The sequence below is a fragment of the Ruegeria sp. BG11 genome (assembly GCF_056538565.1).
Genome location: NZ_JBQFTH010000009.1, coordinates 142,202 through 154,901, shown reverse-complemented (window position 1 = coordinate 154,901; position 12,700 = coordinate 142,202). Strand labels below are relative to the sequence as shown.

Annotated in this window: 10 protein-coding genes, 1 tRNA gene and 1 pseudogene; 6 read left to right on the top strand and 6 right to left on the bottom strand. The window is 59.0% G+C overall.

All coding sequences use genetic code 11. The annotated features are described in order from the left end of the window. Nucleotides 1-53: 53 nt before the first annotated feature. Both ACR0JF_RS15680 and ACR0JF_RS15675 read right to left on the bottom strand, forming a co-directional pair. Entirely contained in the window at nt 54-1,439 is a 1,386-nt protein-coding gene (locus tag ACR0JF_RS15680) for a metal-dependent hydrolase family protein (RefSeq protein ID WP_170342821.1), read from the bottom strand. 51 nt (nt 1,440-1,490) lie between these two features. After that, nucleotides 1,491-3,008, bottom strand: a complete 1,518-nt coding sequence (locus tag ACR0JF_RS15675; protein WP_170343540.1) for a metal-dependent hydrolase family protein — start codon at nt 3,006-3,008, stop codon at nt 1,491-1,493. Nucleotides 3,009-3,199: 191 nt separating this feature from the next. On the opposite strand from ACR0JF_RS15675, the gene ACR0JF_RS15670 reads away from it, so the two are divergent. Next, entirely contained in the window at nt 3,200-4,243 is a 1,044-nt protein-coding gene (locus ACR0JF_RS15670; protein WP_170357385.1) for a helix-turn-helix domain-containing protein, read from the top strand. A gap of 408 nt (nt 4,244-4,651) precedes the next feature. On the opposite strand, the gene terL is transcribed toward ACR0JF_RS15670, so the two are convergent. The 3 genes from terL to ACR0JF_RS15655 are packed head-to-tail and all read right to left on the bottom strand — an operon-like array spanning nt 4,652 to nt 7,935. Next, nucleotides 4,652-6,130, bottom strand: coding sequence for a phage terminase large subunit (terL, locus tag ACR0JF_RS15665; protein WP_170660730.1), 1,479 nt, complete (start codon nt 6,128-6,130; stop codon nt 4,652-4,654). Then, complete coding sequence (locus ACR0JF_RS15660; RefSeq protein WP_093964947.1) at nt 6,117-6,548, bottom strand: DUF5681 domain-containing protein; 432 nt, start codon at nt 6,546-6,548, stop codon at nt 6,117-6,119. The genes terL and ACR0JF_RS15660 overlap by 14 nt, the downstream gene beginning before the upstream one ends. Beyond that, complete coding sequence (locus tag ACR0JF_RS15655) at nt 6,541-7,935, bottom strand: site-specific DNA-methyltransferase (protein WP_245223230.1); 1,395 nt, start codon at nt 7,933-7,935, stop codon at nt 6,541-6,543. The genes ACR0JF_RS15660 and ACR0JF_RS15655 overlap by 8 nt, the downstream gene beginning before the upstream one ends. Nucleotides 7,936-8,383: 448 nt before the next feature. Here ACR0JF_RS15655 and ACR0JF_RS15650 point away from each other — a divergent pair, with 448 nt between their 5' ends. From ACR0JF_RS15650 to ACR0JF_RS15635, 4 genes and pseudogenes are all read left to right on the top strand, one after another. Then, nucleotides 8,384-8,614 (top strand): DUF3489 domain-containing protein, encoded by a 231-nt coding sequence (locus tag ACR0JF_RS15650; protein WP_093964945.1) that lies wholly within the window; start codon nt 8,384-8,386, stop codon nt 8,612-8,614. Next, nucleotides 8,611-9,027, top strand: coding sequence for a DUF2924 domain-containing protein (locus ACR0JF_RS15645; RefSeq protein WP_093964944.1), 417 nt, complete (start codon nt 8,611-8,613; stop codon nt 9,025-9,027). The genes ACR0JF_RS15650 and ACR0JF_RS15645 overlap by 4 nt, the downstream gene beginning before the upstream one ends. Next, a pseudogene (locus ACR0JF_RS15640) lies at nt 9,024-9,494 on the top strand (recombinase family protein); the annotation flags it as partial. The gene ACR0JF_RS15645 and the pseudogene ACR0JF_RS15640, both read left to right, overlap by 4 nt. A 15-nt stretch (nt 9,495-9,509) precedes the next feature. Continuing rightward, on the top strand, nt 9,510-10,703 hold the full coding sequence (locus ACR0JF_RS15635; RefSeq protein WP_480669545.1) for a recombinase family protein: 1,194 nt from the start codon (nt 9,510-9,512) through the stop codon (nt 10,701-10,703). A 375-nt stretch (nt 10,704-11,078) separates the two neighbouring features. Here ACR0JF_RS15635 and ACR0JF_RS15630 read toward each other — a convergent pair. Then, nucleotides 11,079-11,168, bottom strand: a tRNA-Ser gene (locus ACR0JF_RS15630). 202 nt (nt 11,169-11,370) lie between these two features. On the opposite strand from ACR0JF_RS15630, the gene ACR0JF_RS15625 reads away from it, so the two are divergent. Beyond that, nucleotides 11,371-12,687, top strand: a complete 1,317-nt coding sequence (locus ACR0JF_RS15625; RefSeq protein ID WP_170660729.1) for an SPOR domain-containing protein — start codon at nt 11,371-11,373, stop codon at nt 12,685-12,687. Nucleotides 12,688-12,700 lie beyond the last annotated feature (13 nt).

Sequence of the window (12,700 nt, the reverse complement as noted above, 5' to 3'; positions counted from 1 at the left end):
TGCGTCGGGCAAAAAAACGCGGGGCGGACGAGGGAGACCGCCCCGCGCTCTCCTCAGTCCAGCGTGTTCTTGTAGATCACGCCGTCCTTCATGATGACCTTCAGGTTGGGATCAGGATCGGCCAGAAGAAGGATGTCTTCGAGCGGGTTGCCATCGACCAGCAGGAGATCCGCGTAAGCGCCTTCCTCGACCACGCCGAGCGGGCCGTCTTGATACGGATTGTTCAAGCCCGTAAGCCGGTTCATGCGGGCGCCGTTCGATGTGGCCATGCGCAGAATGTCGAAGGGTTTGAACTTGGCCTCGTGCAGGTATTTGAACTCGTCGTTCATCTTCTTGTCCTGCTCAAGCGTCTGGTCCCAGTTGTTGATGAGATCGGTGCCCAGAGTGTAGAGGTCGATCATGCCCGGTGTCGTCTGGATCACCTCGATCATGTTGGCGGCGGCGTCACGGACACTCTTCCATTTGGCGAACGAGGCTGGCGTGTAGAAGGCTTCCGCCTGTTCGGTCGTCACCGAGTAGACCGGGGCTACCGCCGTCGCGAACATGATCTGCTTTTCGACCATGATCTCGGCGGCCTCCTTGGTCAGGAACGGGATGTGCTCAACGGTCTTTGCACCGTTGTCGATACAGTTGCGGATCGCCTGCTCGGTGAACACGTGGCAGGTGACGTAGGTGCCCCATTGCTCGGCGGTCTTGACCGCCATCTGGATCTCGTCCGCCTGGTACTGAAGCGAATGCAGCGGGTCGAACTCGGACGTGACCCCACCGCTGACCATGACCTTGATCTGGGTTGCCCCGCGCCGCAGGTTCTCGCGCACCGCCATGCGGATCTGCTCCGGGCCATCCGCGATGAAGCTCATGTCCGTGTCGACCCAATGCGATGGGCCTTGCCCCGACAGGGTTGGATGCCGGTCGTTCAGCTTGCGGAAATCGGCATGGCCCGATGTCTGCGTGATGAAGGCCTCCGAGGAATAGATCCTCGGGCCGGGGAACATACCGGTATCGATGATCCGCGCGATGGACTTTGCCGGTCCGCCGAGGTCACGAACCGTCGTGAACCCGTTCATCAGGATGCGCTCGGACCGGATCGTTGCAACGCCACCAAGATGGAAGGGCGTGATGTTCTGGCGCAACCCGTCACTGAGCGGGTTGAACACCAGCAAATGCACGTGCTGGTCATGCATCCCCGGCATGAGCGTGCGCCCGCCGCCGTCAATCATGGTTGCGTTGGGCGCTTCGATCCCGTCCGTCGAAATTTCCTTGATCAGGTTGCCTTCGACCAGAACGCTGGCGTTTTCGATCCGCGCCTCGTTCACGCCGTCAAAAACATGGACATTGGTGAACAGGGTCTGCGGCAGCGCTTCGTCCTGCGCAGAGGACATGCCGGCAGCGAGCGACACCACGCCCGCCAGTAATGTGGACTTGAAAAGATGCTTCATAAGTTTGCCCTTCCGCAATGTTGACGGCGGAGCCAGCGCCCCGCCGAAAGTTCAGTTCAACGTGTTCTTGTAGAACTTGCCGTCCTTCATGATGACGCGAATGCTCGGCACGTCCTGCCCGCGTGGCTCGGCATCGAACCATGTATCGACAGCGCCGATGGCAGTGATGTCTTCGAGCGGGTTTCCGTCAACGATGAGGATATCGGCATAGGCACCTTCCTCGATCACGCCGAGCTTGCCTTCGGGATAGGGGTTTCCGCGTCCCGTCAGTGCGGCCAGTTCGCCGCCATTCGAGGTCATCATCTGCAAGGCCCAGAGGTTGCCGAACTCACGCGCCATGAAAGCCTTGGTGAAGTCCATCGACTGCCGGTACGGCACACCGGTCAGCAGCACGTAGTCGGAATCGAACACCATCTTCGGCTTGTACTTCCGCACCAGATCAAACAACTGCTCGCTGTTTTTCCGCAACCAGAGGAACTTCGCCGTCGGCGGGAAGGTCGGGTCCTGGTGCATCGGATGCTCAAGCGCCTCGGGCGCCAACGCGGTCAGGTTGGGCGAGAAGAACGCTTCCTTCTCTACCAGCTTCTGCATCGTCGGTTCCGTTATGGTCAGGCCGTGATCCACCACTTTGACCCCGAGATCGAGCGCGCGCGACAGGTCGCTATCCATGAAGACATGCATGGCGACATAGGAATCCATGTCCCCGGCCACCTCGACGGCAGCGGCGATTTCTTCGTCTGTAAAGGCGGACTGGTAGATCGGGTCCTTGATGGAGGTCACACCACCACTGACCATGATCTTGAGGTAGTTGGCCCCAAGCGCAAAGTTCCGCCGCGCGCCGTGGAGCACTTCGGCAGGGCCGTCGACAAGCCGCGTGATCTCCAGCCGTTCAAGATTGCTTTCGTTCTTGCGTTGCCCGGCGATCCCCCAGTCGCCATGACCACCGGTCTGGCTGAGGCAGGCGCCGGACGAGTATATCCGCGGGCCCGGAAGCGAACCCTCGTCGATTACCGCACGAAGTCCACCATGTGCACCGCACATGTCGCGCACGGTTGTGAAGCCCATCGCCAGCATTTCCTGCGCAAAGGCCGCAGAACGTGCGCCGATCTCCTCCCATGTCGTGTCCTGAAGGCCCGGGATCGTGCCATCCTTGTACATATTCACATGCACATGGCTGTCGATCAGTCCCGGCATCAAGGTGCGTCCGCCGCCGTCGATCACATTGACCTCGACCTCTTTGGTCTCGATACCGCGTTCGGTCTGGATGGTGAAAGAATAGCCGTCGATACCGCCAACAGGATCGGGCAGGCGCTTGCTTCCGCCCGTTCGAACTTCGACTTCCCACGTGCCGGATTCGGGAATGTCCTCTGCAATCTTGTGAATCTTGTTCTTGACGACGAGCACGTCGACATCTTTCAAGCCGTCATTCACCCCGTCGAAGACCATCACGTTCTTGAACAGCGTGACCTCCGAGGGAATGTTGGGGATATCCTGCGCAATGGCAGGCGTCGTGAGCGCAATTGCCATTGACATGGCCGGCAGCAACGCCTTCAGGTTGAGTGTTGTCATTCGGTGTCCTCCCAGGGGTCGGTCTTCCTGCGGACCGATCCTCCCACTATGCACATGTGCCCCGAGATTCTTTTGACCCGCTGATCCCGTGGTGCATTTTTCTGACCTGATCCGGTCAATTTCAGCCAATTTCTGCTTGGCCGTCAGGCGCCCGCGCCCGTAGCGTGTCGGAGAGCGAAAGGGTGATGTGGATGCCGCAAGGAGAACAAAAGGACGGTTTGTCCCTCGTACGTGCTACGGTCCTCGGCCCCGTCGTAGCGATGATGCGGCGGCTCGATGCGGATCCGGCCTTTGCGCTCGGGCTGCATGGATTGAGCGAGGAACAGGTCCTGAACCCGGCCGAGTTCATCCCGCATGACACGGTCTATGCGGCGCTGGCCTCCATCGCCGACATCACCCGGCCGGATATCTGCGCCTTGGCGGGACAACAGACAGACCTGTTGAAGTTCCTGCCGCGTGGGGCGCTCCTCGGCCAGTCGGTGACCCTTGGCGATTTCTTCACCCGGTTCACCCAGATCGTCTCGAAGGAAAGCAACGCGGTGTCCTTCCGGCTCCTGATCGAGGAGGAACACGCCTACTTCACCACCAGTCGCAATTTCGAACCCGAGGTGTCGCCGGGCCATTCGGACGCCTTTCTCGTCGGGATCTGGATCTCCCTGCTGCACCGTGTTCTCGATTTCCGATGGGATCCAACCCAGGTTGTTCTGCGCCTCTGCGATCCGACCCTGCTGCCGGAGCAGTTTCATGGCGTGCGGGGCATCAAGTGCAACAACAGGGGATTCTCCATCCGCTTTCCGGCGGCCTGGCTGTCGCTTCCAATCAACCCCGAACTCCTCGTGAACCACGACAATGATATCGAAGAACCGGTTCAGGTCGATGTGCCCCTGGACTACCTCGAAGGCTTCGAAATTCTCGTGCGATCAAGGCTGTCCGATCCGGCGCTGACGGTGAGCGAGGCCGCCCGGATGTGCAGCATCACCACCAAGGTGCTGAACAAGCGCTTGTCCTCCTACGGAACAACGGCGTCCAAGGTGATCAACCGGCTGCGGATGGAAAAGGCCTCCGAACTGCTCACCACATCTGATCATTCGATCAAGGAGATCGCCCAATTGGTCGGCTTGTCCGAAACATCGGCACTCACCCGAGCCTTCACGCGGAACTTCGGCATATCCCCGAAAGATTGGCGCAATAAGGAGGCACAAGAGGCCCAAATTGCCGGAGCGCCTGCAGATTAGCCTGACCCCGCTGCGACTTCTCGACTACCGCAATCTCTTGGAACCTCGGTCGCCAATGGTAATGCCGAAGAGATGCATGAACCGGCGAGCCCTTCGCGGGGAGCAATCGATGGGAAAGGAGACCTCCATGCTATCCGCAGCGAACTCCCGCTTGCCGCCCATCTTGACCGCCTTGGTTTCTGCGAACTCTGACTTCTCGTGCCCGCAGCGAAGGTCCGTAAGGTCGGCATTCTGCCCGTTCGTGACAAAAGCTGCATCGGTCGGGAAGGGCTCAAAGCCGTCATCCGACGGCATTAGCGATTAGACCGGTTTGTGGTTGCGAGCGGTCATTGGGGCCGCTCTCAGGATTGGTCCGACATCGGCCCTCCCAGTACTATTCAACGAGTTTTCAAGCTCAACTCCGAGATCCTACCGTCGCCTGACCCTCTCTCGATTACGCTCCCGACGTTCGATGTTGATCCGGTGGTCGCGGCCCAATGCCCGGTAGAAGCCCGGTCCCTTGGACCAGTTCAGAAAGTGGGCAAAGCTGTCGACCTGATCGTCGTTGCGTCCGCGTGGAAAGGACTGAAGCTCCCGTTTGAATACCGGCAGCCAGGGTGCATCTGCAGGCAGATAAACCTTGCCCTCTTCGACAGGACCGCAAGCGGACTGGAACCGGGTTTCCTTGTCCTTGTCGGGTTTAATGCGTTCGTAGCGCCGACGGTCATCACGAAACAATTCGTCCAAAAGAGGTTTGCCGGAGGCCGCATCTTCGATCAGGACACGATCGGGATCCCAACGGCCGACAAGTTGCAGTGCCTTGGCTTTCAGGTCTGGGTAGTCTACCTGCCCGCGCCAGACGTCGATAAGATGCCACGCATTTTCGCGGAACCCCCAGGTTGTACAGACAGAGAAATCAGACCGGGGGTCTGCCGACATGCCCGTATCCCAGCTCTGAACCACCAGTTGGAACCAGCGGCGATCTTCGATGGTCTCGTAGGTGCCAAACCACTCCCAGCGCAAGGGCGACCCGTCGGGAGCAATGGGGTTCTGCTGATACTGGCAATTGAACACGGCCGCGCCCATTTCGCGACGCTTGGTATCCAGCGTTTGCTGATCCAAACGGGACGGGCACAGGAGATCACCAGGTTTGCGGCGCATGACCCTTCCATGCCCAAGAGGAACCACCTCATGGCCTTCTGCGATGGCAGGCAGATTCAGATGCCGGTAGGTCCCGCGTTCGAGCAGATAACCCGGCGGATCCATCTCGTGCAACCGTTGCGCAACCATAACCACACGCCCTTCGGCCGGATTGTCGAAGCGCGACAACAAGGTCCCCTCAATGAACTCCTGCGCCTTGACCAGCTCGGCTTCGGAGCCGGCATCTCCGGCTTTCAGCAGGTCATCGATGATGATGTAATCGGCGCCATGACCGGTGACAGAACTTCCAATGGAGACAGCCTTACGGCTGCCTCCCTTTGTGGTGCGGATTTCTTCTGAGGTGTTGCCCTTTTTAGCCAAGACCGTTTCAGGGAACATTTCCCGGTACCAGCGCGCAGACATGATCCGACGACAATCTTCGGAATGTTTGCGCGCCAGATCCAACCCATAGCTGGCAACGATGATCTTGGCGCTGGGGTTATGACCGAGAAGATAAGCGACATATGCAACGGCCACGGTGACCGATTTCAGGCAACGTGGCGGGATGTTGATGATCAGTCGCTTGTTTTCGCCTCGACGGACATTGTCCAACTCATGGCACATGGCCCGCACATGCCAGGCCGGATCAAAGCTGCGGTCAGTTCCCTGGTGCAGCGTGCCAAACACACGCCAAACGAAGGGAAAGAAATTGTCCCGGCAAACCTCGCGAGCGGCTTGCACGACGATTTTTGGATCAGGAGTCGTCATCTTCCGCCTCCTCGTTTTCCAGATCACCGTCACCGTCCAGTTGGCTGGAAAAGAAATCCCGGAGGATGTCGTAGTCGACAGCGTCGGGCTCAACCGTACGGACGCTTTCTTGCGCGTCCAATTCACTTGCGTTGAACAGATCTGTGTCCAGCTTAAGCAGCGCCATCAACAATTTCGTGTCGCCCTTCAACGCGCCTGCTGTGAACCGCTTGGCAATTGCCTCAGCCTTGGAAATCCGGATTTCGTGGCTGCCTTCGCGAACCGTAATCTTGGTTTCCAATTCACGTTTCAAGCTGGCATTCACCCCCTTGGCACCTTTCGGCCGCCCTTTCGGATTGCCGGATCGGCCTTTTTTGAATTGGGTCGCTTTGGGCGGTTTGCCGTAGCCGACCTCATACTCTTTCGTATCGTCAGACATGACCCACCTCCTGTTCTGAAGTGGTATCGTTGGCCGCAAAACGCGCATCGAACGTCTGGCCTGTTACCGCGTGCACGGCGCTATCACCGGTCATCTCCTGCCAACGGCGGATGGCCACATCGACATAAGCCGGGTCGAGCTCAATAAGCCGCGCTTGGCGCCCGGTTTTCTCAGCTGCCAGCAGAGTCGCGCCGGACCCGCCAAAGGCGTCCAGCACGACATCGCCGCGGTGGCTCACATCCATGATGGCATCTGCAACCAGAGCTGTCGGCTTCACCGTGGGATGATCCGCGAGATCCGCCTCGCGCCCTGCCCCAAAGCTGTTCACACCGGCGTAATCCCAGACGTTGGTCCGGTTGCGCCCGTGTTTGCCCAGCTCGACGTTGTTGATGTGCGGCGCACCAGGCTTCTTGAAAATGCAAATCAGCTCATGCTTTGAGCGATAAAGGCTGCCCATGCCTCCGTTCGTCTTGTTCCAGACGCAGAGATTGATGAGGTCCAATCCAGCTGCTTTGCCCGCCGTAATCAGTTCTTCGATATGACGCCAGTCCATGCAGATCATCGCGATGCCTCCGTTCGGCAGGCAGTCAAACAACTGCGTGATCGCGCCTGAAAGAAAGCCGCGGAACTCGCTATCCGTCATTTCTCCCGACGCCATGGCAAACTCGCGGTGTTCGGCGCTATTGCCGGACCGCACATGCCCATTGACAGGCACGTTGTAAGGCGGATCGGTGAAGACTATCTGCGGGGTCTCGCCTTCCAGCAAGGTGTCGTAGCTCTGGGCTTGAAGGGCGTCCCCGCAGAAAATGCGATGATCTCCGAGAACCCAGAGGTCGCCCGGCTCCGTGACTACGGGTGCCGCAGGGTCCGGCGTCTCAACAGTTTCCGCTACAGATACCGTCACCTCACCGACGCTGTCGATAATGATGTCGATCTCCGGTGTTTCGAACCCTGTGATGTCCAGATCAAAGTTCAACTCGCCATCAAGGCTGAGGTCCATCAGCTCGGCAAATTCGATCTGCAACGCCGCTTCATTCCAGTCCGACAATTCCGCCAGCTTATTGTCCGCAATGCGCAGAGCGCGCACTTCCGCTTCTGACAAATGATCCGCGACAACAGTCGGTACGGAATTCAACCCCAGGGCCTTAGCGGCCTCATAGCGGCCATGACCCGCGATGATTGTGCCCGAACCATCCAACAGGATCGGAGTGACAAAGCCAAACTGGGCCACCGATGCTTTCAGTTTGTCGACATTCTTGGCCGCGTGCACGCGGTTGTTGTTGGCGTAGGGCTTGATCTGGCTGATCTGGGATTGGATAACTTTTTCGGCCATCCAGATAGGCGTATTGGACGCCCGAACGTCGCTGTGTGTGTTTTTGGCAGGCATAACCGCCTCCTTTTGCGTGACGCCGCGCGGACGTCGAGATGGAGGGATCGCGCTGGAAAATCGGAGAGAGCACAAATCGCAACTCCCCGGACCAATCGATCCGAGACGTTGCTCCTTTGAATGCTCTCTGCGGAAACCTGTGTTTCCAATGAGTGCTGCCTGCGGGAGCAGTTTCCCGCCCTGATAGTCCGGGCGATTAGGTCGAATGTAGGTGCCATCAATACGAGACGCAACCCCCCAAACTAAAAGTAACCAATTAAGATTGTTGACGAATAATCGGGGGTACGCCAGCAACGCCCTTCAAAACACACGCCTCAAGTAATCGCTTCAGAAAGAGCTGGACTGTTGCCGTCAACCACGCATCACTGAACCCACGCCCGAGCCATTCGGGCGCTCCTCGGTACCGGGGTTCGGCATCTAGCCAGCCCCAAATCAGAGGAGACAATACATGTCCAAGCGGAAGCAAACCAAAATTGACAAAGTGCAACACTTGTTGCGCCGCCCGAGCGGCGCCAGCCTTGAGGCGCTCTGCAAAGCAACGGGATGGCAGCCTCATTCGGTCCGAGCAGCTCTAAGCGGTCTGCGGAAAAAAGGCGTCACAATTGAACGGCGGACATCCGACAAACCAAATGGACCATCCACATATCATCTGGCGGCGGGAACTGGAGAAGCGTCATGACCAAGACGAGCGATGTCGCCGATCTCGCCGCCATGGGTCGATCGGATCTGGTCACGCTTTGGCAGCAACTGTTTGATCAACCCGCCCCCGCCATGCTCAGCCAACCCTTTCTGCGCCGCTTTATCGCCTTTGAGATGCAGTCCCGCCGTCATGGCAGGCTACCCCGCCAGGTCAAAGCCACGCTGGAAAAGGGCTCTGGGAAGAAACCCCGGCCTACATGCCCTGCCCTAAAACCCGGCGGGCGCCTGCTACGCGAGTGGAATAGTGTGACCCATGTAGTCGACGTTACAGAAGACGGCTTCACTTGGAACGGTCGGTCCTATCGCTCACTCTCGGCCATCGCCCGAGAGATTACCGGCGCGCATTGGTCAGGGCCGCGTTTCTTTGGGCTCACCGGCAAGGCGGCCAAATGAGCCCGCGCCGTAAAATCCGATGCGCCATCTACACGCGCAAGTCCTCAGAAGATGGTCTGGATCAGGACTTCAATTCGCTGGATGCGCAATATGAGGCCTGCGCGGCCTATGTCGCAAGCCAGCGACATGAAGGCTGGACCCTGTTGTCCGGGCGCTACGATGACGGTGGCCTGTCGGGCGGCACCCTAGAGCGACCCGCCCTTCAGCGCCTTCTTGAATAGATCGATGCCGGGCGTATTGACATGGTGGTGGTCTACAAGATTGACCGGCTGACCCGGTCGCTTGCCGACTTCTCTAAGCTGGTCGACCGGCTGGAACAGGCAAACTGTTCTTTTGTGTCCGTCACGCAGGCCTTCAATACCTCATCTTCCATGGGCCGGTTAACGCTGAATGTGCTGTTGTCCTTTGCTCAGTTTGAACGGGAAGTCACCGCCGAACGTATTCGCGACAAGATTGCAGCGTCGAAGAAGAAGGGGCTTTGGATGGGTGGCAACCTGCCTCTGGGCTATGATCGCCACCCCGATCCGAAGGCAAGAACGCTGGTGGTGAATGAAGAGGAGGCCAGAACGGTCCGGCATCTCTTTGGGCTTTATGACGAGCTTGGTTGCCTGCGCAAAGTAGAAGAACGGGCAACGGCAGAAGACCTGCGGTCAAAACGGGTTGTTCGGACAGATGGCAGTGTGAAGGGGGATTGTCCGCTGTCACGGGGTCAAATCTATTACCTGCTGCGCAATCCGGTCTATCTCGGAAAAATCCGCCACAAGGATAAGATCTGGGACGGACAACATCCGGCGATCATCGATCAGGACATCTGGGACCGGGTGCAGGAAAAAATGCGACAGGCCTCCAACCGCTCGCGGGCACGCGGCGACTCCGATGCGCGCCAACACTCCACTGACCCCGGGGCCTGGCTCACCGGTCTGCTGTATGACGAAACTGGTGATCGGTTGACGCCGACCCACACCACGCGCAAAGGCCGACGGTTGCGCTACTATATCTCCAATCGACTGATCTCAGGCGGCAAGGATATCTCTGGCTGGCGACTGCCCGGCCCAGCGCTGGAACACGCCGTCATGGATGTCATCGTCAGACATTTGCAAGACGCCGCCGCGGCGCACCAAGTACTGGCGCAGCCGGAGGCCGGGTCAGCCGAGGCAGTTCAGACTTCAGTTGCGGATTTAGTAACCCGGCTTCTAGGCCATGGCTGTCAGATCGGCGCTGCTCTTCTGGCCAAAGCCAAACTTGCACGAGGACAGATCGACCTCGAATTTAACCCCAAAACTCTGGCAAGCGCACTTGGCATCGCGGCCGATCATCTGCACCCGGATCTCACCCACGTCACCGCATCTTTCGATCTGTGCCGCCGCGGCGTCGAGGCCAAGGTCATCGCCGGAGACATGGCACCCCAACCTGACCCCCACCTCCGGTCCATGCTGATCCGCGCCCATGGCTGGGCCCGTGATCTGAAGGCCGGAGTTCAACTGATGGAGATTGCCCGCCGCGAAAGCGTCCCTGACGCCTTCATCCGCACCCGTGCTCAGCTCGCCTTTCTCTCACCAAAGATTCAAACGGCGATTCTCGACGGGAGCCAGCCGCCCGAACTCACACTCAAGCGTCTGGTCAGCGTGACCCACCCACTTGAATGGTCCGAACAGGAACGCCTGTTCGGCTTCTGACATCTCCAGCTCCTGCGTCCCTGATACAGACTTCGCCCTCCCTGATCCGGCGGAACAATTCCCTGTTCGCACGAGGAAATTCCCTGTTCCACCTTTTAGGGAATTTGCAACATAAACCTCTGAGAAACATACAGTTCTGATAGAAGAAATGACGGAAGTCAGTCCCGGTTTGCGAAAATTCCCTGTAAATTACAGGTTATCAGGGAAATCCAGCCCAAAGCGACCCCGCTAAAATGCGACACTGAGACTCGCGCCTGAATTGTCCTCTGAATGTACGGTTTGCTTCGTCTCTGATTGAAAGCGCATGCGCCAACGCGCGGGAATTGCGTAACAATTCCGGATCAGAAAATACAACTGAAGTGAGACAGGTATGAGTGGCGGGGAGACAGGGATTCGAACCCTGGGGACGCTCTCACGCCCAACGGTTTTCAAGACCGCCGCATTCGACCACTCTGCCACCTCCCCGTCGAAAGCAGGGTCTAAGGCCAACTGAAATCAGAGGCAAGTCGAAATCGGGAAATCTTGCCGAAGCCCAACCAGTGGACTTTCCATAGAACCACACCCACGTTATGATCCGCATGAAAGACCGCAGCAGACTGGCGCGAAGAACCGGCCGGCTGACGGTGGGGCTCGGGGAACGAGGCCCCTTCAGGCAAGGGATGACAAAATGAAGCGAGCGACTGAGATCCGCCCAGAGCCAAAACGGCTGGCGTGCTTGGCTGTAGCCTTGGTGGTGTTGTCGGGTTGCGAGGAAACGCTGGCAACCGCAGAAAAACCCGACGAAAACACGAGCAAAAACGAACTTTTCCCTCAAACCTCCGGCGACACACAGCGCGATGTCGAAGCACCGGACGTGTTCCAATTGACCGAGGCCGGATTGTGGGACGGCCGCCCATCGCTGGGCGGGATCTGGGTGGCTCACCCTGATGTGACTCAGCCCGAGCGGGTGATCATAAAAAACGCCTCGAACAATAAATCCGTGACCGGCGCCTTATTCCGGCGGGAACGCAATCTGCCCGGCCCGGCCTTACAAGTATCTTCTGCAGCAGCGGAGCAACTGGGTATCCTTGCTGGCGCGCCGACCAAGATCAACGTGGTGGCCTTGCGGCGCGAAACCGTAGAGGTCGCTCCCGAGCCCGAGGTCGCTGAGGCCGAGACCGCGCCCGAAGCAAGCACCGAGACCGCCGCCGCCAGTGACGTGGCCGAGGTTGATGCGTCCGAGGCCACCTCTGAGACGGAAAAACCGGCCAAGCGCAAATGGTGGCAGAAAAAAGCCCCTGCCGCAGCGGCGACTGCAGGCGTTGTGGGCGCAGCCGCTGTTGCCACGGACGCAGCCGAGGATGGGGCCGAGGCCGCCGTAGCTAGTGACGTGGCCGAAGTTGATGCGCCCGAAGCCACCTCTGAGACGGAAAAACCGGCCAAGCGCAAATGGTGGCAGAAGAAAGAGCCCGCCGCAGCGGCGACCGCAGGCGCTGTAGGCGCAGCCGCTGTTGCCTCGGACGCAGCCGTGGATGGGGCCGAGGCCGCCGTCGAGGCCACCGCAGAGATATCGGCGGCCAGCACGGCTCCGGCTTTGACCGATGCACCGGTGGTTGCGCCTGCGGAAAAACCGACCAAGCGCAAGTGGTGGCAGAAAAAAGATCCCAACGCGATAACCGAAACCACGCTTGACCCGATCGAAGGGGCCGCAGCCGCTATCGACGCCGCAGAGCCGACGCCTGTTGCCGCGACGGCCGCCACGACATCCTCTCTTTCGAAACCCTTTGTTCAGGTTGGTACGTTTGGTGTTCAGTCCAATGCAAACAGCGCCGCCGCCAAGATCCGCAGAAACGGCATGTCGGCCGAGGTGCGAGAGTTAAAGACCGAAGACAACACCGTCTGGCGCGTGCTGGTCGGACCCGCCGCCACCCGCGCCGAGCGCAAGGCCATCCAGAACGACGTGAAAGATCTGGGCTTTGGCGACGCGTTCACCGTGGCCAACTGAGAACAGGAGGCAC